At 62.9% G+C, this 25,008-nt stretch carries 18 protein-coding genes, 1 tRNA gene and 2 pseudogenes; 6 read left to right on the top strand and 15 right to left on the bottom strand.

Translation table 11 applies throughout. The annotated features are described in order from the left end of the window. Window positions 1-104: 104 nt before the first annotated feature. From ABIC09_RS06090 to ABIC09_RS06105, 4 genes and pseudogenes are all read right to left on the bottom strand, one after another. Window positions 105-683: a HupE/UreJ family protein gene (locus ABIC09_RS06090; RefSeq protein ID WP_354085494.1), complete on the bottom strand. Its 579-nt coding sequence runs from the start codon at window positions 681-683 to the stop codon at window positions 105-107. Window positions 684-718: 35 nt separating this feature from the next. Beyond that, a pseudogene (locus ABIC09_RS06095) lies at window positions 719-1,322 on the bottom strand (HupE/UreJ family protein). A gap of 16 nt (window positions 1,323-1,338) precedes the next feature. Beyond that, window positions 1,339-2,331: a HupE/UreJ family protein gene (locus ABIC09_RS06100; protein ID WP_354085492.1), complete on the bottom strand. Its 993-nt coding sequence runs from the start codon at window positions 2,329-2,331 to the stop codon at window positions 1,339-1,341. Then, complete coding sequence (locus ABIC09_RS06105; RefSeq protein ID WP_354108700.1) at window positions 2,328-3,101, bottom strand: peptidylprolyl isomerase; 774 nt, start codon at window positions 3,099-3,101, stop codon at window positions 2,328-2,330. The genes ABIC09_RS06100 and ABIC09_RS06105 overlap by 4 nt, the downstream gene beginning before the upstream one ends. Before the next feature lie 438 nt (window positions 3,102-3,539). Between ABIC09_RS06105 and ABIC09_RS37400 the strand changes: the two genes are divergently transcribed. From ABIC09_RS37400 to ABIC09_RS06120, 4 genes are all read left to right on the top strand, one after another. Beyond that, window positions 3,540-4,325, top strand: a complete 786-nt coding sequence (locus ABIC09_RS37400; protein ID WP_502917648.1) for a hypothetical protein — start codon at window positions 3,540-3,542, stop codon at window positions 4,323-4,325. Further along, a complete protein-coding gene (locus ABIC09_RS37405; protein ID WP_502917649.1) occupies window positions 4,289-5,557 on the top strand; it encodes a hypothetical protein in 1,269 nt (422 codons plus the stop codon). The genes ABIC09_RS37400 and ABIC09_RS37405 overlap by 37 nt, the downstream gene beginning before the upstream one ends. A gap of 89 nt (window positions 5,558-5,646) precedes the next feature. Then, entirely contained in the window at window positions 5,647-5,988 is a 342-nt protein-coding gene (locus ABIC09_RS06115; protein WP_354108701.1) for a hypothetical protein, read from the top strand. Window positions 5,989-6,086: 98 nt separating this feature from the next. Then, the gene (locus ABIC09_RS06120) at window positions 6,087-6,710 is read left to right on the top strand and encodes a putative 2OG-Fe(II) oxygenase (protein WP_354108702.1); all 624 of its coding nucleotides are present in this window, start codon (window positions 6,087-6,089) and stop codon (window positions 6,708-6,710) included. A 24-nt stretch (window positions 6,711-6,734) separates the two neighbouring features. Here ABIC09_RS06120 and ABIC09_RS06125 read toward each other — a convergent pair whose 3' ends face one another. Next, window positions 6,735-9,359, bottom strand: coding sequence for a spermidine synthase (locus ABIC09_RS06125; RefSeq protein ID WP_354108703.1), 2,625 nt, complete (start codon window positions 9,357-9,359; stop codon window positions 6,735-6,737). Window positions 9,360-9,566: 207 nt separating this feature from the next. Continuing rightward, a pseudogene (locus ABIC09_RS06130) lies at window positions 9,567-11,732 on the bottom strand (TonB-dependent receptor). A gap of 333 nt (window positions 11,733-12,065) precedes the next feature. On the opposite strand from ABIC09_RS06130, the gene ABIC09_RS06135 reads away from it, so the two are divergent. After that, window positions 12,066-12,737 (top strand): hypothetical protein, encoded by a 672-nt coding sequence (locus tag ABIC09_RS06135; protein WP_354085486.1) that lies wholly within the window; start codon window positions 12,066-12,068, stop codon window positions 12,735-12,737. Between the two features lie 153 nt (window positions 12,738-12,890). Here ABIC09_RS06135 and ABIC09_RS06140 read toward each other — a convergent pair. Continuing rightward, a tRNA-Met gene (locus ABIC09_RS06140) sits at window positions 12,891-12,966 on the bottom strand. Between the two features lie 261 nt (window positions 12,967-13,227). Here ABIC09_RS06140 and tenA point away from each other — a divergent pair. After that, on the top strand, window positions 13,228-13,902 hold the full coding sequence (gene tenA / locus ABIC09_RS06145; RefSeq protein WP_354108921.1) for a thiaminase II: 675 nt from the start codon (window positions 13,228-13,230) through the stop codon (window positions 13,900-13,902). A gap of 532 nt (window positions 13,903-14,434) precedes the next feature. Here tenA and ABIC09_RS06150 read toward each other — a convergent pair. The 8 genes from ABIC09_RS06150 to ABIC09_RS06185 all read right to left on the bottom strand — a co-directional run bounded on the left by ABIC09_RS06150 (window position 14,435) and on the right by ABIC09_RS06185 (window position 23,461). Continuing rightward, window positions 14,435-15,946 (bottom strand): YncE family protein, encoded by a 1,512-nt coding sequence (locus tag ABIC09_RS06150; RefSeq protein WP_502917650.1) that lies wholly within the window; start codon window positions 15,944-15,946, stop codon window positions 14,435-14,437. 18 nt (window positions 15,947-15,964) lie between these two features. Further along, window positions 15,965-16,354, bottom strand: coding sequence for a DUF305 domain-containing protein (locus tag ABIC09_RS06155; RefSeq protein ID WP_354108923.1), 390 nt, complete (start codon window positions 16,352-16,354; stop codon window positions 15,965-15,967). 134 nt (window positions 16,355-16,488) lie between these two features. Beyond that, window positions 16,489-17,487, bottom strand: a complete 999-nt coding sequence (locus tag ABIC09_RS06160; RefSeq protein ID WP_354108704.1) for a zinc-dependent alcohol dehydrogenase family protein — start codon at window positions 17,485-17,487, stop codon at window positions 16,489-16,491. A gap of 125 nt (window positions 17,488-17,612) precedes the next feature. Beyond that, the gene (locus tag ABIC09_RS06165; RefSeq protein WP_354108705.1) at window positions 17,613-18,176 is read right to left on the bottom strand and encodes an ester cyclase; all 564 of its coding nucleotides are present in this window, start codon (window positions 18,174-18,176) and stop codon (window positions 17,613-17,615) included. Window positions 18,177-18,191: 15 nt separating this feature from the next. Next, entirely contained in the window at window positions 18,192-18,596 is a 405-nt protein-coding gene (locus tag ABIC09_RS06170; protein WP_354108706.1) for a DUF302 domain-containing protein, read from the bottom strand. Window positions 18,597-18,655: 59 nt separating this feature from the next. After that, window positions 18,656-19,201, bottom strand: a complete 546-nt coding sequence (locus tag ABIC09_RS06175) for a c-type cytochrome (protein ID WP_354108707.1) — start codon at window positions 19,199-19,201, stop codon at window positions 18,656-18,658. Continuing rightward, window positions 19,188-20,471: a sulfite dehydrogenase gene (gene soxC, locus ABIC09_RS06180; protein WP_354108708.1), complete on the bottom strand. Its 1,284-nt coding sequence runs from the start codon at window positions 20,469-20,471 to the stop codon at window positions 19,188-19,190. The genes ABIC09_RS06175 and soxC overlap by 14 nt, the downstream gene beginning before the upstream one ends. A gap of 143 nt (window positions 20,472-20,614) precedes the next feature. Next, a complete protein-coding gene (locus ABIC09_RS06185) occupies window positions 20,615-23,461 on the bottom strand; it encodes an ATP-binding protein (protein ID WP_354108709.1) in 2,847 nt (948 codons plus the stop codon). Between the last annotated feature and the right edge of the window lie 1,547 nt (window positions 23,462-25,008).

The following is a 25,008-nucleotide window of genomic DNA, read 5'->3' on the forward strand; positions in this document are numbered from 1 at the left end:
TTCCTGCGATCCAGGTAGCACGCGAGACTGCTCATGCAGGGGATTCGTACATAGAAGCATTATGGCCGTTTCCGGGGGCTCCTGACGAGGTTCTTCGCGGCCCCTCATGATGCCAGCACAAGGCTCGCCATCATCAGGCCGATGGCCGCGATCCAGCCGCCAAGTGCACGAACGGCGATGGCTCGCCAAGATGTTGCGCTGTCCGAATTCGTTCGTTTGAATACCGCGGTCAGCGCCATCGTCAGCGTGATGGCTCCGTAGCCCACACAAGCCAATCCTGCCGCAAACAGTAGCCGGTCGGTTTCGGGCCCGAGGTCGGCGCCGTTCGCTGCTCCCCGTATCACGGCGACTGCGAACGCAATCGCGCACAGCGCGAGCGTGGGGACTTGCGCCGCTGCCGCGAGCAGCATGCCGATTGCGAGCATCATTGTCGCGTCCGCAAGCTGTGCGGAAGCCGCGCCGAAAACGTTTCCAAGAGACAACCCGACCAGCAGTCCAAGCGGAAACACCAGGATGAGCCAGCGCCCCTTGGCGACCCCGAGCGTACCAGCCAGCACGCCGGTCGCAGTCCAGAGAACGACATCCTGAAGATCGGTGAGGGGGTGCACCGCACCCATATAGAAATCGCCGAGGCGGGCCGCCACGATATGCGCCTCGGCGGCATTCGCGCCGGCGAGCATCATCGCAGCGCTCATCAAGGCCCGTGCGGATTTCAGCTTCATGCGAGGGCTCCGACGCCCTGGGCGAGGAAGTAGCAGCCAATTCCCGCGATGCCGGCGCCCAGTCCCTGAATGATGCGCTCGCCGGCGGGCCAGCGCGTCAACGTACCGATCGCGATGCCGCACAGGTGCAGGAGGCCGGTGGCGGTGACGAAGCCGACGCCGTAGGCCAGCGCATTCGCCGCGCGTGGAAGCTCGGCTCCGTGCGCATGACCGTGAAAGACCGCGAAGATCGCAACGACGACGGCGGCCGCGGGAAAGGGCAGGCGTAGTCGGGCCGCAACGGCGACCCCCAGGATCACGGCCGAGACGGCAATCATCACCTCCGGCATCGGAAGCGGAACATGCAGCACGCCCAGAACCCCGCCGACCGCCATGACAAGCGGGAATGTGATCGGCAGGATCCAGATTGCGGGCGCCAAGTTGCGCGCCCCAGATCCCGACGGCCACCATTGCGATCAGATGATCGATGCCCGTGATCGGATGGAGCAGGCCGCTGACGAGGCCGCCCGCCACGCCGGCCTGCTCGTGCGCGAGAGCCGGTTGCGTCAGTGCGAACGAAACGATCGCGGTCGTGAGGGCTCGGGGGACGCGTAAAGACATTGTGTGCGACTCTCGCTTAGATCGCGGCGAACACGCGCGCCAGACGGCCGATGAACCAGAACATCGACACCGACCCGATGAGATAGGCCGGAAGGGCCTCGCCCCAGCGCGGCACGACGGCATCAAGCCGTCGGTGCGCCCAGATCAATGCGAGCACGAGCAGCACGAAGGCAAGCTGTCCAATCTCCACGCCGACGTTGAAGAACAGCAGCGCTGCGGGAAGGAGCCGGCGTTCGAGCCCAAGTCCCGCCAAGGCGCTTGCGAAGCCGATGCCGTGGACCAGGCCGAAGGTGAACGCCACGATCCAGGGATAGCGGGCGGTGAGTCCGATCTCGCCGCGCTGCTGCTTGACGATTTCCACCCCGATGAACGCAATGCTCAATGCGATGCAGGCGTTGAGCGGGCGTTCCGGCACGCCGATCAGGCCGAAAGCTGCCGCGGCAAGCGAGGCGCTGTGTCCGATCGTGAAGGCCGTGATCGTCTTCACCAGACGCCAGCCGCCGCCGACAATCCAGATCAGGCCGAGCACGAACAGCAGGTGATCGGCGCCGAGCAGAATGTGATCGATTCCGTAGTTCACATACGTCTTGGCCAGTTCGATCCACGCCTCGAGCGTCGGGGCGCCGGTGCCAAGGACGGAGACGACGGGATTGGCCGTCGAGATCGTGTAGCTGCGCGGCTCGCCCTCGATCGGGATCAGCTTGATCAGGACGATCGACATATTGGAGCCGAGATTGGAGATGGTGATCGGACCGACCAGCCCCTTCTGGCCGCAGTTCATCTCGGGCAGGCGGAGAAAGCAGTGGGACGGCATCCGCAGATCGACTCGCGATGCGCCGATCGATGGCTCGATGCTCCAGCGGCCGACGAACGCGCCGGGACGGACCTCGCGGAATTCCAGCACGCCCATCGCCGCTTCATGCGCACTGAGCGCCGAAGGCCGGATGAGCGCAGCAAGGGCCAGGGTCAGGGCCAGCAGCGCCAATCGCAGATAGTGGATCGCCCTCACGGCTCGTACCGCACTTGGTACGACGCCTTGAGCCGCTCGACCGCTTCCCAGGCCAATCTGCGGGTCTCCTCCGTATGCCAGATCCGGGCGGCCTCATCCCGAACCTTGTCGAGATTGGCAAGATTCCCCGGCCGCCGGGAATCCAGCCGAGCGACATGCCAGCCTTCCCTGGATTGCAGCAGCCTCCATTCCCCCTCTGGCATCGTCAGCAGTCGATCACGGAAATCTTCGCCGAAGGATGCCGCGAGACTCGGGATCGGCCGGGCGAGGATGGCGCGCGTGAGATGCTGTAGCTCCTCGGATTCGCGCTGCTGTGCGATGTCCTCGAGCTGGCGCTGTGCCGTGGACTGGTCCGTCGGCGGGGTGATGTAGAACGACACGCGCTCCGGCTCGTCGAAGCGGACGTGGTTCTCTGCAAACCACGCTTGCAGCTGCTCATCCGAGGGGCGCGGGACGCGGATCTGGTCGAAGATCAGCAATTGCATCTTGTAGGCGATCCGATCGCGGATCGTCTCGTCGCCGCGGTCCACGCCAAGCGTCTTGCCTTCGCGGTAGAGGATCTCGCTCGCGACCCAGCTGTCGATCATCTTCTGGAGTTGGTCGCTGGAAGGGGCGCGTTCCTTGTCCTCGTCGAAATTGTCGATGAAGGACTGGCGCATCACCTTGGTCACCGTGATGATCTTTTCGTCCTTGGCAGGTGGATGCAGCAAGGCATCGATGCCGAAGATGGTCGCTCCGAGCAAGGTGAAGTGCAGCAAAGGTTCGCGCACGAGTCGCACAAGTGCAGAGGTAAAAGAGCGCGAGGGCGCCGTTCCTCCCTGGGCAACATCGGCGTTCGGGTTCAAACCTTCGGCGTGCGATATCGGAAAGGACTGCACTTCAACTGGTGTCGCTGACACTGACATGCGGTTGTCACAAACTCTCGTAGCACGCGTCTTTGCGCTTTATGCGGCCGCGCATTTCATCTGTCATCTTCAATCGCTCATGCGACGAGGAAAAATGCAATGGGCAAACGCAGGAGACAAGATGCCGCACATGCAGTGCGCACCTGCGTCGGGCCGAACACAAATCTTTCACGAAGCTGTATCGGAACTTTGGTCACTATCGCGACGTGCAGGGAGCCGCTCACGCGGTTGGGCCAATCGGGTTTCAAGTCCCCGCACCTCTGCCGAATTTTCTCGATATGTGAACTGAACGAGGGGCGATAGATGTTTCCATCTGGCAAGACGATCCTGTTGACCGCCGCATCGGCATCCTTGGCGCTGACTCAGAGCGCTGCAGCCGAGGAGTTCGATCGCGGCGAGCGCCGCGGCAACCCCTATGTTGCCGGTGACATGCACAACCACAACACTTGCACGGATGGTTCGGTTGCCGCTGGCTACACGATCGACCGCGCGGTCGGGCGGGGCACCGCGTCCGCAGGTGGCAACAACTTCGATTTGGACTGGTTCACGCTCGGCAACCACGGCGGCTCCGGCAACCGCGACTGCCGCTTCAGCGACACCAGCGCCAATCTTCCGGGACAAACCACGACGACCTGGAGCCAGACGCTCGGCCAGACCATCGACGGGATCACGATCAGCAGCCTGAAGGGCACCCCGAACGGTACCGGCACCGGCGCGCAGATGTGGCGCTGGCAGTCGATCCGCGAGATCGAGTATCCGACCATCGTCGACCGCTCGGCGAAGTACGAAAAGGTGCTGATCGAGGGTCTCGAGTGGATCGCGCCTGGCCATGAACACGTCGACGTCGCCGTCATCACGGGGCAGCACCCGCGGAACCGGAAGGGGACCGGCAACGCCGACAAGATGGCGGAATTCGAGTATCGCTTCGACCGCGCAGATACTGATGCGATCGGCCCCGTCGTCGACGCCGGCGGCAATCAGCTCTGGCCGGGCAAGGACAACGTCCACAACACGGGCACGGCAGGCCACCAGAAAGCGCTCACGGGCATCAAGTGGTTGCAGACGAACTATCCGCTGCAGCCTACGTGATCCCGACTCACACCGAACGCCAGGGGCCGTTCAGTGCGACCGCCAACAAGGGCTACAACATCGAGCACTTCCGCGACTTCAACAACGCGGGCCCGACGGTTGCGTTCGGTATCGAATCGCCCGGTCACTTCGCCGAAGGCGGAGCCAGTGGCGGCTCCGGCTCATACACCGCCGCCGCAGTCGGCGGCGGCACCTACGGCATGAGCGGCATTTACACCGCAAAAGTCGGCGGCCTGTGGGACGGGCTGCTTGCCGAAGGCCGTAATTCCTTCATCTTCGTAAGTTCCGACTGGCACAGCCGCGGTGCGGGCGGCGCGCGTGACTCCTTCACCACGGCCGATTTCATTCCCGGCGAGTACACCAAGCTGTATGTTCCGAATGCCGGACGGTTCTCGTCGCAGCACGTCATCGACGGCATGCGTTCGGGCAACTCGTACTCGGTCAACGCGGACCTGATCGGCCCGGATATGGTGTTCCGCGCCAAGGCGCGCGGCGACGACTGGAAGACCATGGGCGAGACGCTGGCCGTGAGGCCCGGCGAAAAGATCACGGTCGAGATGGAACTGACCGTTCCGAACGAGAACAACAGCCCCTACAGCTTCAACAATCCGCTGCTGTTGCCGGTGGGGATCAAGCAGCCGCTCAACAAGCCAACGCTCGACCACGTCGATCTGATCACTGGCCAGATCACGGGCGTCGTTGCGCCTGACGCGCCCAACTATGCGGTGGCGAATGCCGCGGGCACGGCCGGCGCGGCGATCGTGTACAATCCGTCGGCAATCATTGCCCGGCAGATCCCCGCAACGCAGATGAAGCGTGAGCATAGGGGAGACCGTGACGGCGTGCGGCTGCGGTTCACGACGACGTTCACCGCAGGCACCAAGTCGTTCTACATCCGCGCGCGCGGAACGAACATTCCGAATGGCACTCCGAACGTCTCCGATACCGCTGGAAATCTGCTGCTCGATGCCAACAACGCGCAGGTCACCTGTACCGATCCGGCGTGCCCGACGCATCTGGAAACGGTGAATGGCGCCAAGAAGGTGACCCACGACGTTCAGGCCTACTCGAACGTCTGGTTCTACGCCAATCCGATTTTCGTCAGGCTGGAAGGCTCGCCGAAGCTCCTGGTCGAGACCAACGCCGAGCTGGCGCGTCGGCTCGGGCAGCGGGCTGACAACGATCACGATCACGACCACGACCACGATGATCATCATCACGACCACCACTGACGTGACGTGAGGCCATCCGGCGGGACGCATCGCGCGATGCGTCCCGCCGTACTTGTTTCGAAATGACTGATCCCGCCAGCACGCCCTCGATGTATCTGTTTCGCATCACCGCCTGCGCACTGGGCCTCTTCGCCGGCCTCGGCTGCGGTGTGGCCGCACCTGGTGCCGCCGCGCCCGCCGCGAACGAACCCACACGGGAACAGTGCAGCGCTGCGGTCGCGGAGGCGCGCGCATTGGCCGCGAGCTTGCGGCCGGACCATCTCTCCCGCTACTTTGCCGAGCGGCACCTCCACCAGGCCATGGCTGAAGCCGGCAACGGCGAATTTGACGAATGCCTGGAAATGGCCGCGCGTGCTTCTGACGAAGTGCGCGAACGGCGCCATGACCTGCGGCCGGGCGAGAGGCTGAACGTGCTTGGGCCCGACGAGTAGCAGTATCGGATTTTAGAGATCCTGCACGCTGTCATCGCAGCGTCATGCTTGCCCGCACATTGTCGGCCCGCGTTTCTAGAACAGGTAGACGTTGCGACATGGATCAGATTGAGCCGCTTTTTCCGATTCCCCTGCTGCGCTCGCCCGGGCTGCTTCCGCCCTCGCTGAACGAAGCCGCCGTGGCCGCGATCCGGGACACCCACGTCGAAGGCAATTTGCGCTCGGGCCAACTGTTCCATACCGAGGTTGCCGATCCCCACGACAACGAGCTGTTCCGCCAGATCGCCGAGCTTGCCGTCCCGAAGCTGGTCGATTTCGGCGTTCTGTTGTTCGGCGAAGAGCTGCGCTGGACCGTCAAGGAGATGTGGACGAACATGCTCGAGACGGGCGGAAACCAGACACTGCATTCTCACGCCAACAGTTTCGTCTCGGGCATCATTTATCTGGCGCCGTCGCATGCGGCCTGCAAGACGGTCTTCGTGCGGCCGCCCGGCGGCTTTGACTTCTCCTTCAGGCACCACACGCGAACCGCCGCCATGGGTCCCTTCAACGCGGGCAAGTACGTCCTGCCGGAGGCCGAGCCCGGCGATCTCGTGCTTTTTCCGAGCTATCTCTACCACGAGGTGCCGAGGAATCAGGGCGGGCAGAGAATTACGATCGCCTTCAACGCCATTCCCGATCATCTCGATTGCTGGGGCTATCGCATCAACTTCGCGCCCTGAGTGCGGCGAGCCGATTGCTCTTCATCACTCGCCAAACTCGCGCAGCAGAAGCTCCCGCGCCTCCCTGCGCGATGGTGCAGCCTGGTCGATCTGGCGCAGCAGGCGCGCGGCCGCCGCGCGATCGGAGCCGATCAGGGATTTCGCCATGCCGATCAGCGGTCCGTAGGCTGGATCGAATTCGGAACTCAGGCGAAGCGCGTCGATCAGGCCCGGTGAAGCCGCTTCGATCAAGGCGGCACCGCGCGGATCGCCCGGCAGAGACGCGCCGGCTTCCAGAAAGCGATTGCGCGCGCGCCAGTAGGCGTCGAGGCGCGCGCCCAACGCATCGCGTTCGGTTCCGCTGGCCAGGAGTTCATTCGGATCCGGTCGGATGTCTTTCGTGATGGCAAGCAGAAGCGACCAGGGTGCTGCCCTGAGTGCGCGGACGTTCCGCCGCGCATCGAAGGTCACGAACGGATAATCGTCCGTGTTGCGCGGTCCTTGACCTGCGAATGTGGAGAGGCTGCGTGGACCTCCGAGGTATTGGCCGAGCAAATCGATCGGTGCCTCGAACCCCAGCGGCCGTATGACTCGCGCGGTCGCTGGATCGTGCAGCCGAGCAGCGAGCGCATCGGTATCGAGATGGCCGCCATCCCGGGTTCCGATGAGTGCGAGCATCGGCGTGCGGACACTGTAGTGATTGAGCCAGGCCGAGCCGTCGGGATAGACGTCGAGGAAGCCGCGGATGATGGCGCGCAGGGAGGGAAGATCGAGCTGGTACAGCGGCAGCCATTGGCAGAAAATCCCTCCTGGCGCGAGCCTGCGTTTCACGGCCGCGAAATGCTCCACCGTATAGAGCGCGCCGCTGCCATCGAGCGCGGGGTGAAACAGGTCGGCGATGATCACGTCGTGCTGGCCCGTATCCGCAGCGACGTAACGGCGGGCGTCCGCGACGGTCACCCGCGGGGCGGAAGCCGGCGGTGGATTGACGAACCAGGGCAGCAGGTCCACCACTTCCCGGGAGAGTTCGACGCCGCGCGCGCTGACTCCAGGCATCTGCGCGCCACCGACCATGGTGGCGCCCGTACCGATGCCGAGGAACAAAGCCCGATGCGGAGCCTCGTGAAGCAACAGCGGCAGCATCGCTTGCCGGTAGTCGGAACGCGTTGAACTCGTCCCGCCCATGCGGAAATGCCCGTTGACCTCGAGGTAGCGCGTACCTGCGGCGTCATCGACCGCGCTGGCAGTCGCCATGGGCCCCTCACGAACCGCAAGCAGCGCGCCACCCGACGGCACGCGCGTCAATGATGGCGCAGGCTTGAGCCGCAGCACGAGCGCCAGGATCGCCGGCGCAGCGGACCACCGCAGTGCCGATCGGCCCGGCGGCAACAACAGCAGGTAGCCGAGCGCAACGGCGAGCAGCGCCGTCCAGGCGCCAAGGGCCGGAATCAGGAATTGAGCGGCGACCAGCGGCGCGATGCAGGCGCCGAGGCTGTTGATGCCGACCGCCGCACCGAGCGATCCGCGCTGATCGCTCACCCGTTGCGCCAGCAGGCCAAACAGCGCGCCCATTGCGGTCGCGGGGACCAGAAAGAGCGATATCGCCACGGCAAGTTCGCCGAATATGTCCGCAGGCGATGCAATCTCGACCAGGTGGCCGGCGTAGGGCACAAGCACGGCGGTCGTGATGCAGGCGAACGCCGTTGCGGCGAGCAGGCCGCGAAGATTTTCAGCATTCGCATCTCGCCCGATCCGCTGCCAGAGCAGGCCTCCTGCCGCGGTGCCGAGCAGATACGCAGCCAATAATCCGGCGAAAGTGTAGACGGTATCTTCCATCACCTGCGCGGCGAGCCGGACTACGAGCACTTCGAATGCGATTCCGAACAGTCCCGTGGCGAACAAGGTGATCGTGATCCGCAAGTCCCGAATTCGCTGCGGCCGCCGTTCTTCCGCATCGGCGTTGCCAGCCGACGAACCGAACACGAGCGCGGCCAGGGCGCAGAACATGTTGACACCGGCGAGGCTGATCAGCGTTCCCGAAAATCCCAGCGCCGGGATCAGAAGGAATGTGGAGGCGAGCGTGCCGGCCAGAGCCCCGGCCGTATTCGCCCCATACACGCCTGCCGTGACGCGCGCCTCGCCGCGCGCGTGCCGCATCATCCGTTCCAGGGCGGCCAGCGTTCCGCCCATGGCTATCGTTGCGGGCAGCAGCACGAGCGTTGGCAGCGCCAGGCTGCCGGCCCAAAGCAGGGCAGGAGTCGGTTCGGTACCGAGCAGAGGTGACAAGGCCCGACCGGCCGCGGGCAGAAGCCAGACGCTGATCAGGCCCCAGACGGCAATGACGGCTTCAAGGACCGCATAGACACGCCATGGCGATTTCGAGCGGCGGATCGGCCGATCGCGCGCGAACGCGCCAAGAGCCAGGCCGCCGAAAAATCCGGCAATGACACCGAGCACCGCCATCATCTCGGTGCCAAGCGCGAGGCTCAACTGGCGCGTCCACACGATCTCGTAGCCGAGGCCCGCAAAGCCCGATGCTGTCACGATCGGGACCAGCGCCCAACGGTGGCTTGCAGCCTGACGGGCGCGCGCCGATGCGGCTTCGTCCTGCACCGCGCGCGTGAACCGGTCTGCCGAAGCGATCGCAGTGCTATCCGGCTCAGATTGCATTACCCTCACTCCCGTTTCGAACGCGGCCGGCTGCGCGGGCCAGGCCGGGATTCCGGTATTCGCCTATTCCGTCGGCCACGCTGGCGTTCTCCGCCGACAGAAGCATCCGCTCCATGTCAGTTTTTTTCAGGATTTGTGACGGCCAGTCGGTGCCCTTGCCTTGGCGCAGGCCGGCGCGGGCGCGTTGACGCCGCAAGTGCGATGCGATCAGAACCTAGCCGCCACCGTCAGCCGGACCGCGAGGGGCTCTGCGGGATGGACGTGGCGATCAGCGACGCCGTCGATCGGCTCTCCCGGCAATCGCGACAGGTAATAATATTCGATCTGGTTGGTCTGGGCGTTGAAGAGGTTGAGCACGTCGAGTTGCACCCGCAGGCCATTGTCGAATCTGTAGCCGGCGCGCGCATTGAAGATCAGCGACGGTCGCGAACGGACGCTGTCGTCCTCGATAAGGGGACGCGGCCCAAAATAGCGTGCCTTCAGCGCGCCGAACCAGCCGGTGTCGCGACCGAGGGTGACTGCACTGCTTGCCACCCACGCCGGTGCGCCGGGGATGCGGGCCCCGGCGGGGTCGAAATCGGTGAAGCGCGCGTGGGTATGGGCGACGTCGAGGTCGACCGTCATCCACGGCAACGGCTTGTACTGGTTCGTCCACTCAACGCCGACTCGGCGGCTGGGCCGGCTTGGCTCGGTGGTGCCGGCGTCCCCGACGAACAACAGCTCCGAGTCGAAGTCGAGTACGAATACCGCCAGCGAGCTGGTGAGACCCTCGATCACCCTGGTGCGGATGCCGAGTTCGGCGCCGCGAGAGCGCACGAGCAGCGGCACGCGGTCGAGCGGCGTCACCTTGTCGTTGGGGTCGACGGTGATGGTCGCACCGCGGATGTCGTTGCTGTGCAGGCCGTAGCCGGCATTGCCGTAAAACTCGGTCTTGTACCAGGGCCCGAGCACGAGACCGGCCTTCGGGCTGGCCATCGAGGCCTGCGCGTTGCCCGAATTCTGCGGCGTATCGCTGAAGACATGCCCGGCGAAGAAATCCTCGCGGATACCGACCGTGGTGCGCAGCTAGTCGGTCCAGCGCGTGGTCGTATCGGTCCAGAGGCTGACATTGCCCTCCTGCACGCGGTCGTCGCGCACGGTCGAGAGCCATGAACGCTGCTCCGTCTTGAACAGGCCGACATGGATATCGTCGTAGCGGCTCTGCACGCCAATACGGGTTTGCGCCTCGACGCCGGCAAAGCGCCAATCGAAAGTGTGCCGGGCATCGACGCCGCCGAGAGTACGACTGTCGAGCTGGCTGAACTGGTCGCCATTGACGGGGTTGTCGAGAAAGTAGGTGAAGTCGTTGAAGAGCCGCAGGTCCGAGCGTACGACATAGGCGCTGACATTGGTCTGTCCGTAGTCGCCCGACTGCGCCCAATTGCTGGACAGGCTGAATCGGTTGGTCGTGCCGCCATCGGTCGGATCGAGCGTGCCGAGGCGATTGATCAGGCCCTGGTCGATCGCGCGTTGGGCGACCTGGTCGGTCGAATTCCAGCCATTGGAGTAGGCCATCGCCGTCAGCGTCAGGCCGTCGGTCGCGGTGCCCTGGCTGTAGCGCAGGACGCCGTTCAGCTTGCGGACATCGTCCGGCACGTCCCACGGGCCGTCATATTTGGCCGCCTCGACCGCCGCCAGCAGCGTGCCATCGCCAACACGGCTCGATCCCGCCGCCACTGCGCGGCGATAGCCGAAGCTGCCGAAGGTGGTCTCCGCGATGTTGTGCGGCAGCTTGTTGACGTAGTCGATCGCCACGGCGCCGGCGGAGGCGAAGTCGCCCTGGTCGGCGAAGTACGGTCCCTTGCGGACATTGACCGACTGGATCAGCTCAGGGATCAGGAAATTGATGTCGGCGTAGCCTTGCCCATGCCCGTGCGTCGGCATGTTGACGGGCATGCCGTCGACGCTGATTGCGAGATCGGTACCGTGATCGAGATTGAAGCCGCGCAGAAAGTACTGGTTGGCTTTGCCTTCGCCGGAGTGCTGCGTGACGATCAGCCCTGGCACCACTTCCAGCGCCTCGCCGGGCCGCGAGAACGGAATCGCGTTTACCTCGCGGCCGCTGATGCGAACGGCGCTCGCGGCGGTGGGCTGCAAGGCGGGCGGGCCGACAGGTGCCGCACCGCTCGTACCGCCACCTTCGGTCGGGTTGTCCGTGCGAGCGGTAGTCAGGTTGCGCGAATTCCCGTTTTTCGGCGGACGTTTGCGTTTCGGATGCTGTTCGTCTGGTGCCGCAACGGTGACCGGCGGAAGCTCGGCGGGCGCGCCCGTACTGCGCTCATGGGCTACGGCCGGAAGCGCGCACAGGGCGGACGATGCGGCGGCGGAAAACATCCGCAACAAGACCTCACGCACCACCGCGTCTCCGCACCACCAACCTGTCCAGCAAGGCCACACTATAGCAGGTGAGTATGACGATGTGGCAACAATATCATACTGGCACCTGACGGCGATCGCGGGTCGCAGAGTGCCGGGATCGCAACAGGCCGTGGAAACATCAAGGAGGTGATCGTCGCTTCGCACAGGTGTCACATCGGCAACCGATAAGCTTGCTCGCCTAGGCGACCGCTGCCTGACAAGCCCAGCTTGGCTTGAATAGGCGGGCCCGCCGGCTTTCCTCGACTGAGATTCTTGCGCGTTGCTGTCAACTGGCCGATGACGAGGGACATGAGAGGGCCGTATAAGGCGACGCGGCGGATATCAGTACGGCTCGCACTCGTGCTGGCGCCTTTGCTCGGTGTTTCCGCCTCGACTTCGGCGCTGCCGGCGGACTTTTCGGATGTCGACGCACCAGGCTTCACGGAGCCCGCGGCCGGCCGCCCGTTCTGGGAGCCTCTCGCGACGTCGATATCGGCAGACGATCCTGCGGTGCCATCGCGGTCTCCCGTCAAGCGGCAGGCGATGCGCGGCAATCCGCTCTGGGCAGTTCCGCTCGCAGTGCTGTCGGATACGAACGAACGGCCGATCTTCTCGGCCTCGCGGCGGCGGCCGCCACCACCCGTGGTTTCGATGGATGCCTCGAAAGCGCCGCCAATGCCGCCGAGCCCGCTGCCGGCCGAGCTGCGGCTTGTGCTGGTCGGAACCGTCGTCGGCAGCGATCAGAGCGTCGGGATTTTCGTCGACCAGACGACCAAGGCCACGCTGCGCCTGAAGCTCGACGGAGATTATCAGGGCTGGCGACTTCGCTCGGTGCATCGCCGCGAGGTGACGATGGCGCGCGGTGAGCTGACCGAGACGCTGACACTCCCGCAAGCAGCCGAGGCCGCGCCCGCATCACGGCCCGCGGTTGCAGAAAGTGCGGTGAGCCGAGGCAGCTCGCACACGCCTCAGTATGACTGAGTGAGCCAATCCCCTTGATGTTGCCATCGAGGATCGGACGCACAGCAGGCGCAAGCTGCGAGAATCGGGTCCCCGGAACGACTTCCAATACTGGCGCGCGTTGAGGGATCGCTGAAGGTAACGAAGACCAAGCAGGATACTGATAGTCTTGGTCGGCCGGCAGGACTCGAACCTGCACCCAGACCGTTATGAGCGGTGGGACTCGTCGCCGCCGTTAAGTTTCCTGCCCTTTTCGTCGAATTCGAACACGTTCGCCGCGCTTCGTGCGGATTGTCATTGGTGCGAAACTGGTGCGGATCGTCTGTAGTCGAATCTTGGACTAGGGCCTTGCGTTCTGTTGGTGATAACGTGAGAACGCAACTCAGACCCGTGACCGACGGCAAGCGACCTCCATACGGCATCGTGCCGGCTGATCGCCGCGGCCTGCCAAGGTTGCACGCATATGGGAAGTAAGCAAAAGCGGTTCATGGCAAGCCAGGCGGAGCATAACGTGAGTTTCTTGGAGCGCCTAAAGACAGAGGCATCTGCTGAGTGGCGGGCCTACACTGAGCATCCCTTCACGAACGGATTAGCCGACGGCTCGCTCGCCGAAGCGGCGTTTCGTTACTATCTCGCCCAGGATTACCTGTTCCTCATCGAGTTCGCGCGCGCCTACGCGCTCTCGGTCTACAAATCGCCCAAGCTTGCCGACATGCGTGAAGCAGCGGCCGGTCTTTCGGCCATCCTTGATGTCGAGATGAACCTTCATGTGAGGCTCTGTGCCGGTTGGGGTCTGTCTCCGAGCGACCTTGAACAGGCCCCTCCGGCGGTCGAGATGCTAGCCTATACTCGCTACGTGCTGGATGCTGGAATGCGCGGCGACCTGCTGGCGCTCAAGGTGGCGCTGGCCCCTTGCGTGATCGGGTACGCGGAGATCGCGAAGCGGCTTGCTGCGCGACCCGATGCGGACGCTGCGACGAACCCCTATCGCGTTTGGATCGCCGAGTACGCCGGCGCGCCATACCAAGACGTCACGGCGAAAGCGGCAGCACACTTGGAACGTCTCGCCGATCTCTACGCCACGCCGGCCCGCGAGGCAGAGTTGATTGCGATCTTCAAGGAAGCCACCCGACTCGAGGCAGACTTCTGGGAGATGGGCTGGCGCGCGGGCCAGCGTGTCGAATAGCCGGTAATTGTCTGGCCCATAACCTGAAGGTCATAGGTTCAAATCCCATCCCCGATTTGAACCTGCCGTTCAACAGGCTCCTGAGTTTAGGCGGACGATCGGAGGGAATATCGCAGATTTGTGTCGTGTGGGGAGAGGCGGTAGCGGTCTCCCGCTACCAAGGCTGCGATTTTGCACTCCAAACTGAGATTTTGTACGATTTCTTACGCTAGATGGTAGCGCCCCAGCGCATCGACGTAGGTTTATAGCCCCGTGACCGCTAATGGCGCAAAGCTGTCATTCATACCAAACGGCATATCGTTGTCGATTGGAATGAGTGGAAAACGTCGTTTCCAACGGGCAGGGAGATCCTAAAGGCCGACCCTGCTGCTCTTTCTCACTCCTTCCTGCGCCATCCTGCGCCCGAGACTTCGACCTCAGGGTCGCACGGACCAGAACCAATCACTTGTAGTGAGAACCGTAGGTGTCGATGTGCTGGGATGAAAAACGGCTCACCCGCCTGTATTTCATCGGCCGTCGCGGCGTTGACGGATCAGGGAGCCTGAACCTGCACCGCCTTACTGACCTCGGTCATCGAGCCCGGCGCGATCACGAGATAGCGGCGGCTATCCGGTGCGTCGCCTTTCACGACTTGCCGTATCGGCCCGAGCGCATTGACGATGGCTGCACCGGAAGGGTTTGTCATGAAGCTCGCGATTGGCTCCAGGTTTCCCCTGCCATTGGCTTGCGCAGCGAGGGCGAGCACATAGGAACGCCGCGGCTCGAGGCCGGTGACCGCGGCCTGCAATACCTGTGACAGGCCCTGATCGAACAGGCTGACACTGGTGGAAGGTTTGGCTGCGTCTGGCGTCGCACTACCGACTGGCGCCATTGTGAAATGAGCGACCTTACCGGCGAGATCGAGTTGCTGAAGGTTGTCTGATCCTGAGCTGGCCGTGCCATCCATCACGCTCGTGGTCTCGTTGCCGGACGCGCGCGCTCCGGGCATCGCATTGGGAACGTAGGCCACTGCTTGCGGCGCCTGCCCGATCGGGATATTGGCGATCACGCGATTGGAGAGCGTGTCGATCGCGGTCATCTGGTCGTCGTTCTCCAGTCCGACATAGACACGTGAGCCGTCGCCCGAGGGCCAGATGCCGTGCGGCAGCTTTCCGACCGGGATCGTTGCGACCTTGGTGAAATCGTCGGTGCGATAGACTTGGATCTCGTTGAGCCCGCCGACCGTGACATAGGCGAACTGGCCATTCGCGTTGCGCACGATGTTGACGTGGTTAGTGATGGGTCCGGTATCCATGGTCTTGAGCACGGTGAACGGTGGCCGCGCGTCAAACACCTCGACCTTGCCGGTGTCCTTTAGCGTGAACCAGACCTGCGAGCCATCTGGTGTCGCCGCGATATCGGGGCAAAACGGGCTCGCCTGAACTACCTTGCCCACGATCGCACGATCGGCGAGCGAAATGACGTCCACCTCCGGATTGAACGACGAGCAAACGTAGCCGTACTTGCCGTCGGGTGAGAAAATCTGCATGCCCGGGCCATTTGGCAGCGTGATCCGTGTCTTCTCCGAATAGGTCGTTGTGTCGAGCACGGACACGTAATTCTCGCCGCGCACGGTCACCCACACTTCCTTGCCGTCGGGCGTAAAGAAAGCCTCATGGGGCGAGCGCCCGACATAGGTGGTGTGCTTCACGGCATTGGTCGCCGTGTCGATGAAGGTAACCGAATTCGATCCGATCGAGACCACGGCGAGGGTCCGGTGGTCGGGCGAATAGCCCATCCCGTGCACCAGAAGCTGCCCCTTGTAGAGCGGGCTGAAGTTCGCTGGCGACGGCGCACCCAGCCTGATGACGCCGAGCAACTTGTTATCGGCGGGATCGATGACCGAGACCGTGTTGGAAAATTGCTCGGCGGCGTAGACGCGATCATGATGGCTGACCGGAATGTCAGGCGCTGATGAGAGTCCCGGCGCCTGTCCGCTCCATCCCTGGGTTGCCAGCAGACTCAGGGTTACCACCGAAATTGCCGGCATCAGAAATCGACGCATGATCTATTCCCTCTTTGACTAATGAGCTGTGGTCGCCGTGGCCGTCGGGCGAGCCCCTGAGGTCGCGGCGAATAGTTTGACGTCTTTGGCTTGGTCGGGCGCAGCCGCGGGCGGCGTCAACGCCTGACCGAGTGCGAGCCGCATCGCGACGGTCTCCTGCTGCTGCTCGACGATGATTTCCTGCGCGATGCGGCGCAGTTGTTCGTTGTGCCCGTGGCGCAGTTCCGCCTGAGCCATCTCGATTGCGCCCTGATGATGCGGAATCATCATCGCGGCGAAGTCGCGATCGACGTCTCCGTAAGGCGCGATGTTCATGCCGTTCATCATGCGCTGCATCGCCGCATGGTTTTCCGCCATGAATGGTGTCTCAGGCCCGTGTCCGCACAGTTCCGAAATCATCTCCGACATGACGTGCGCTGGCTGACTGTCTCGGCCAAAGTGGCTGACGAGCGCGAGTGCGGCCAGCGTGACTGTGACACTCAACGCTTTCCACATTCGACATCTCCCTATCTGGCCGCGATCGCAATCAAAGCTGCGACGGATCAATGGATCTCGACAACGATTTTGCCCTTTGCCGACCGGTCCTCGATCGCCGCATGGGCTGCGTCGACGTTTGACAGATCGAAACGTCGCGGATCGAGCCGCGGCTTGAGCTGACCGGCCTCGACGAGCCTGGTTGCCTCGCGCAGGATTTCACCGTGATGGGCGCGGCCCTGGCCGGTCAGAAGCGGCAACAGGGTGAAAACGCCGGAGTAAGTTCCGCCGCGGAACGAGAGTGGCGCGAGTGCGTGCGTGCCCCAGCCCAGTGCGCTGACGACGTGGCCAAAGCGCGTGATGGCGTTGAACGACGCATCGAGCGTGGCGCCGCCGACATTGTCATAGACGATGTCAAAGCCTCGGCCCGCGTTGTGTTCGGCCACATATTGTTCAACACTCGTCGCGCGATAGTCGATCGGCGTTGCGCCGAGCTGCTGGATGTAGCCGAGGCTCTCGCTTGAGCCGGTCGCAAAAACATTGGCGCCAAACGAGCGCGCGATCTGCACGGCGACATGGCCAACGCCGCCGGCGCCGCCGTGGATCAGCACGTTCTCGCCGGCCTTGACATCGGCGCGATCGACAAGCCCCTCCCATGCCGTGATGAAGATCAGCGGCAAGGCAGCGGCCTGCCGCATATCGAGGTTCTTCGGCTTCCTCGCGAGCAATGCGGCGTCGACCGCGGCATATTCGGCAAGCGATCCCTGCATGCCGCCGACCCCACCGGTCATGCCATAGACCTCGTCTCCCGCGTCGAACGTGGTCACCTCAGGTCCGACCGCGACCACGGTACCCGCGAGATCGATGCCGAGGATCGCCGGCAAGGGATGGCGCGCATGCGCGGCAGCGCCGGCTCGAATCTTGGTATCGAGCGGGTTGACGCCGCTTGCAGCGATCCGCACCAGCACTTCGCCGCGCGCAGGATTCGGTCGCGGCATCGAGGCAAGCTGGAATGGCTGCTTCGCGCCGCCGAGGGTGGCGGCCTTCATCGCATCGGCTAGCGTCATTACGTCTGTCCTCAGATGGTTTCTTCTTCACGCAGGGTGAGGGGACGATTGGCAAAGTATTTCACGATCTCGTCCTTGCGCATGAATGCGACCCCGTTGTTCTCTCGTGCGGTCACGGCGCTTCCTCATTTCGGAATCTGACCAAGCTGCTGGAGGAGGGTCAGATTGTCCTCAAGATGCCAGTTCTCGGCGATGTGCCCGTCGCTGATCCGATAGATATCTGTGGCGATGAAGTCGACGGTCTGCCCCGCGCCTTGCGTCTCCTTGAATCGGCCGGTGAAGTGTCCACGGAAATGCAGATGTGACACGACGCGATCGCCGGCCAGGATCATCTGCTCGACCTCGCACGTGAGATCTGGAACCGCAACCCGGAAGAATCTGGAAGCAGCAATCGGACCGGAAACCCCCTGCGCGCGGCCGGGAGGCAGCGTGCGGTCCTTGAAATTGGCGGCAAGCGCCGTTCTGGCCAACTCTTCCTCGCCATTGTTCCAGAACGTGTCATAGCGGCGCGCGGCGAGGATCTGCGCGTCAGCCTGCGACTTTGGCAGGCTGGCATCGATAATGAGTTGCTCCGGCTGCACCAGTTCAGCCGCCGAAGCAGCGCTCGCGGTGGATATCGCGGCAACGATCAGCAGCGCGGAGAACGTCCACACTGGAGATGAAAAGAATCGTCCAAACACCGTTTTCATCGACGACTCCCGATCTCAGGGCGCAGCGATAGCCTTGGCCGCGATTGTCTTGAGCGCGCCGGACATCGCTTCGACCACCGGCTTGGCGCTGTCGCCAAGGCCATGCCGATGCGCGAGATAGGCCGGATCGTTGTAGGACAGGAAAGTCGTGCCGGCTTCGTCCTGCCAGACCAAAGCCTTCAGCGGCAGGTCGATGCCGATGGTCTGCACCGCCTGCATCAGCGGTGTGCCACCCTTGGCGGCGCCGAAGATCAACAGGTCGGTCGGCCGCAACGGCAGCCCGGCCGCGGCGGCACCCGCAGCGTGGTCGATATGGGCGAATACGGTCAAACCTCTGGCGCGGACTTCGGCCTCAAACCGGTTCATGGTCTCTTCGGGTCCAACGCTGCTGCGCAGCGTAATCAATCCATCGGCGGCCACTGCATGCACTCCCCAAAACGATATCGCTGCGATCAGCGCGGCTCTCGCGAATCTTGCGCTCATTTCTTCTTGAACAAGTTTGCCGGGTCGAATTCCGGCTCCGGCACGAAGCCGTCACGGTTCGGCATTTTCACTTTCGGCAGGCTGTCGCGATCAAGCTTGCCGTCCGCCGTCAGGATGCCGTTAAGGCTCAGGAGGTAGGCGGCGACGGCATAGGTGTCCTCATTGCTGAGCGAGCCCGGCGCTTGATACGGCATGGCGCGACGGATGTAGTCGAACAGCGTCGTCGCATAGGGCCAGTAGCTGCCGACGGTCTTGATCGGGTTGGACGAGGCGAGCGTGCCTTGTCCGCCGACCAACCGGTCCTTGAGGCCGCCGACGCCGTTGTCCCCGTGACAGCCTGAGCAGTTTTCGGTGAAGACCTGCTTGCCTTGCGCCACCGTGCCGCTGCCGGGTGGCAATCCCTTGCCGTCTGGCCTGACATCGATATCCCACAATGCGATCTCGCCGGGCGTCGCCGGGCGGCCGAAATCATAGGCGAGGGCGGGCGCAGCAAACACCAGCGCAATCGTAGCGGCAAGAACGCCCTTGCTAGTCGAGGACATTGCGAACCCTCCCTGTTTCATCCACGCTCCAGGTCTGCTGCGCATTATAGTGAAACAGCGCGTTGCTCCCCATCGCGGCGATGAAGGATTTCCGGTCGGGCTGGACGTTGCCCTGGTCGTCGGTGGAGCGGCTAACGATCCTGGTTGGCTTGCCGTCCCACACCCAATCCATCTGGAAACGCACTTGCGCCTTCGGCAACGCCGGCTGGGTCAGTTGCGCCGGCTTCCAGCTGTTTGCGCCGTCGGTCGATATCTCAACCTTGGCGATTTTGCCATGTCCGCTCCAGGCAAGGCCGTTGATCCGCTGATAGCCGGGCTTGATGGCCATCGTGCCCGACGGCGTGGTGATTACCGAATTCGTGTCCATGCGCAGTTGGAACTGCGTGGCTTTGCCGTTGGCTTGCAGTTGCGTGTAGCGCGCGGTCTCCCAACGCGTCATCCAGGGCTGGTCGCCGAACTTCAACCGGCGCAGCCATTTGATGTTGAGGTTGCCCTCGAAGCCCGGCATCACCAGCCGCATCGGAAAGCCATGCGCCGGCCGAAGCGGTTCGCCATTCTGACCATAGGCGATAAAGGCTTCATTCAGAATTTCATCAGGCAGCGGAATGCTGCGGGCCACGCCTGCGGCGTCGCCGCCTTCGGCCAGCATCCAGTGCGAACCCGCGTCCTTGCCGACCAGGTCGACAATCAATTTGAGCGGAACGCCTGTCCACTCGTTGGTGCTGACCAGCCCATGGGTGTTCTGCACCGTCAGGTTCGCGTCGGCCTTCTTCCAGTTCTCCCAGCCATTGCCCGTGCATTCGATGAAGACCACGCGCGAGACCGAAGGCATCGCCTTGAGGTCTTCAACATTGAACACCAGCGGCTTCTTCACCATGCCGTGGACCAGCAGCCGGTGCATCGCGGGATCGAGGTCCGGCGCCCCGGAATGACTGCGCTCGTAGTGCAGGTCCGATGGCGTGATTCCGCCGAACAATTTGTCGAGCGGGGTCTTGGAATTTATTGCATCTGCCGGGTCGACATTGCGCTTGCCGGGGCCGGCTTCGGGAATGCGGGCCAGCTTGACAAATTGCGACCGCTCGCTATGGCCGCTGAGGTCGGCGCCATCCTCGCGCGGCGGAACGTCGGCCAGCGAATCGGCGGCCGCCGGGCCTGCAGCGAGGCTTCCGGCTAGGCCCGCGGAGGCTGCCATGAAGTTGCGGCGAGAGAGATTCTGCCGTTTGCGGTCCGGCTCGGCAAGATCGATCGAAAAATTGACGTGATCGCCCATCTCGGCTTTCCAATGGTCGTTGCCAGGATGGGGACCGTAGTACCTGCCACCGAGGCGTTCCTTGGTGCAGTTCTGAAAATTTCTGAAGTCTGAAGCTGGGTCGCACCGGCGTCGGCCGATCAGTTACGCCTTTCGTAGTGACCTTAGCGAAGCATTTCGATCGTGGCGCGCGCGGCGCGCAGATCCGCCGTCTCGAAACCCTCAGTGAACCGGCTGTAGACCGGCGCGAGGATTTGGCGCGCTTCTTTCGATCGGTCTCTTCGGAGCATCCGCGCGAGACTGGTAGCGCTACGCAATTCCCAAAGCAGGGCGCCCTGTTGTCGCGCGACGTCGAGCGCCTCTCGAAAGCGTGCTTCGGCTTCCACCTCATCCACACCGATCCGGAGCAGAATCTCGCCCTTGATCCGGAGCATTTCCGGCAGGTACCAGCAGGCTTCGCCTTGTTCGGCATCAGCAAGTGGGCGTTCGACGATCGAGAGCGCTTCGGAAAACTGCCCCGATCCGGCCAGACCTTCGGCGAATGCACCCAGAAAATCCGGGAAGCGCAAGATCCAGCCGGGTTTGGCGTCGAGCACGCCACGTAACCAGGCGGAGCCGGAAGCGAAGTCACCGCGTCGGATCGCAAGCGTCGCTTCCATCGCGCGCCCGACGGTTTGCCAGAAAGGCAGGCCGCGCCGCACGGCAAGTTCGACCAGCATTGCCACCGCCTCTTCGCTGATTTCGAGATCGCCCGATATCAACGAAAGCGGGCACAAGCCCCAGCCCAGCACGTAGCGGAGCGTCAGCGTTTGCCCCGATGCTCGCGCCTGCTCCAAGCTCTCGCGTGCCAGATGCATCGCCTGGTCGAGGAAGCCCTGAAGACAGAGTACGCGCGCCAGCAGGACCTTGGCGACTACATGCTGATCGTGTTGAAACCAGATCATGTGCCGCTGGCCGCTCGGAGCGATATAGCCGTCGACTACTCGCTGGAGATGGCATCGCGCCTTAACCTGATCGCCCAGATAGTGCGCTGTGTAGCCGATCAACCGTTCTCCAACGAGGAGGTCCGCGCTGTCGGCCTTTTTGCGCGCAGTTTCCGTGAAGCGTTGCGCGAAACCAAGTGCTTCTTCGTGTTCGCCGTTGTGGTCGAGGTAACACCACATCGCCCAAAGCGCGCGCAGTTCGGCATCAGCGTCATTGATGGCTGTTGCGATCTCGAGACCCTTCGATAGGACGGACCGAATCTGCTCGCCGGCGCCCATCGATTGAACGAACGCCCGTCCGAAGGCAATGTAGAGCTGCATCCGGAGTCGCGCGCTCAGGGCCTGCTCAATCTCCGGACAGGTCAGCGCACGCTCGGCACGCTCGCGGCACTCGCCGACCAATGATAGGGTCAGCCACATCGGTACGCAGGCCGCGGTCAACGAGACCCCGATCGCCAGATCGCCGGCATGAGAGAAGCACCAATCGAGCGCGCCGCGGATGTTGTCGAGATCGCGGACATCCCAGGCAACGTCATCGACCTTGTCCGAGGGGGCTCCCGCACTCACCGGCACGAACAGGTCGCGAAAATATTCGGCGTGAAGTCGTCTGGCGTGTGCACCCTCGCCGGACCCATTCAGCTTTTCCAGCGCGTAGGCGCGGATCGTTTCGAGCATTCGCCAGCGGCCGGCAGGTCCCGACCCGTCCAGCTGCACCAGCGATTTAGTCGCGAGCTTGGCGACGATGTCTTCGATCATGGGCAGCGTATTCGTCGCATCTGCTACCGACGCGGCTGCTTTGAGGCTGAAACCGCCATGAAAGACGGCCAAACGGCACAGCACCTGTTGCTCCTGTTCAGTCAGGAGTTCGTAGCTCCAGTCGAGCGCTGCACGAAGTGTTTGATGGCGCGGCAACGCGGTCCGGCGGCCGCTCGTCAACAATCCGAAGCGGTCGTCCAACCGTGCCGCGACATGGCGAAGCCCAAGTGTCGCGGCGCTGGCCGCGGCAAATTCGATCGCCAGCGGAATACCGTCGAGACGACGGCAGATTGCTGAAATGGCGGCAAGATTTTCCCGATCTGGCAGACAATCGGCTTGCGCCGCCGTCGCTCGGGAAACAAACAGTTGCGCGGCGCTATGCTCAAGGACGTTCCCGGGATCAGCCTGATCCTCTGGCGGCACGTCGAGCGGCGGCACGCGATACACGTACTCGCCGTCGATGCGAAGGACCTCACGGCTGGTCGCAAGGATCGATACGTGCGGACACAGCTGCACGATCGTCTCGGTGAATTGCGCCGCTGCCTCGATGACGTGTTCGCAATTATCGAGCGTGAGGAGCAGCTTCTTGCTGCCCATGAGCTGCGCAACCGTATGCGATGCGGCATCCTCGCCGAGCCTCAGGCCCAGCACGCGGGCCACGGCTGATGGCAGCAACGCGGGATCCGACAGTGAAGCCAATTCAACGAGGAGGCAGTCGCCGCCAAAGTCCGGGAACAGGTCGCGTGCTACTTCCAGCGCAAGCCGCGTCTTTCCGATCCCGCCTGGACCGGTGAGCGTGACCACGCGGTACGCCGACAAAAGATCGCGTAATTGCTGTCCGACCGCATCGCGACCAATCAATGCGGAGGTCGTCTCGGGCAGATTGGTCTGAAAAAGTTGCTCCGACACAATGGGCTGCAACGAACGGGCCTTTGGTCGCTGGCCGGGTGGCCTTGGCGCCCATGTGCCGAGCAGGCGGTAGCCGCGGCCGGATATTGTCTTGAGCATCCCACGGTCGGGACCGAGCGCCTTGCGTAGCGCGGAGATGTGAACCTGGAGCGTGTTCTCCTCGACGGCCGCGCCCGGCCAGATGCGGGACAACAGCTCGTCCTTTGTCACGAGTTCGCCGACCGACTTGATCAGCACTTCGATGATCTCGAAGGCCCTGCCACCCAGCGGAACCGGTGCGCCGCGCGTCCGTAGTTCGCGGCGGTCGAGATCAATCTCCCACTCACCCGTCGCATATACGAGCTGTCGGCCCTGCGCGGGCATTCGTGAAACCCCTCTGATGTTCTGGATGGGCTCGGAGCCCAGCCAGGCATCATATGCGCACCCGCGCTCGCCAGGTCCAGCGTTTTTCCGCTATAGCTGGCGCCTTGCGCAGGCTTGCTGTTCAGATGTGAGCCGCCGGATGGCCGTGCTCGCTGTCCGCAGTCTCTGAGATCGGGCGTCATTAAACGCCCACCTTTAGAACTTGACCACGCCGCAAGGGTGATGCCGTCACAGCAATGCTGCTCTATGCCAAGATTTGGGAGAACTAGAACTGAAGCGTGGGCTCGGCGCCGCTAACGACGCAGCGGAGACCACACTTCTCGCTGTTTGAGGCGCGTTGCGGGGGGACAGAATGTGTGGTCAACAATCCGACTTGCACTAGACGTCCGCTTCTGGCGCACACAGCGGACATTCGGTCGATCGAGAACGCAATCCGCACGACTTTTCTGCTCGACGGCGCTATCGCGGTGAATACTCATAATTCGAAGTTCGTGAGCGCGGCTTGACACATGTCCGCTATCCGGCGAAGTGCAGATTCAGGCCGGACATCGCGCCGCGTTTTCTAATTGGAATCGTTTGGTGGCGGTACTTTGCGGACGGAGATCGAACACGGCGTTGGCCGCTTCGAAGTGCTACAATCGACCGAATGATGCCGATAGCTTGCGAAACCACAAAAATACTTTTGCGGTGATTTTCCCTTTAAAATCAAAAGTGTAACTTTTTGGCGGCCCCATCGCCGGAATATGTTCGGTCGCAGAAAGAATTTCGGAGGTCAATACGCTATGCGTGATTTGAACAATCGAGTGGGTAGTGCTGCCGGCTGCGATCGCGCATTTTAGCGTAGTCTGGCGGAATTGTTCTCGCTCCTCTCGCATTGAGGCACTGACCGAGGTAGTGAGTTTTGTTTACTCCGATCGAGGTCTGTAATCCACCGCGGTTCGCCATTGGACTATTGCAGCGCAGTTAATCGTGCAGAAGGGCGGGTAGTCCCAAAGCTCCAGCTCGAGCACCGGCAGGTTTTGGCGCAAAGTGGTCGATGGGATATACGAACTTAGATTTCGCTAGCGATCACTGGATGGACTAGCTCAAACTTCCCCATGATGGATTGGACCGATTGATCAGGCAGCATAGAAGCTCGAATGTTCAACGCGGCGAACTATAGATTGATCATTGTGCAACCGGCAGGCCTACGCTTCTGTCGGAATCGACCGTTGATTGCGCGTGCGCATCTTTCGGCGCGGAAGCACCTCGAATTCCAAAATGCTGAACCCACCCTCGAATGACGCGAACGATAGGGGGGTGATGCGCCACCCCAAGCGCGCTCGCGGTTGGGGTTTTCGCTGTAAGCCGTTGATCTGCAGTGATCGGATATTGGGCCAGTTGGAAAAATTCGCTTGAGAAACCAATGGCGGTAGCGTGTCTCTTAATCAGCGGGTCCCAGGTTCGAGCCCCGGTGCGCCCACCAAGTCTTTGCAGGGACTTACTCTGCAGTCGCTTGAACTGAGGCGGCTTTCGGCATGTATTCTTCGTGTCCCATCTTCACGTAA

It is taken from the genome of Bradyrhizobium sp. S3.12.5 (assembly GCF_040548225.1).
In the GTDB taxonomy this organism is placed as follows: Bacteria; Pseudomonadota; Alphaproteobacteria; order Rhizobiales; family Xanthobacteraceae; genus Bradyrhizobium; species Bradyrhizobium cytisi.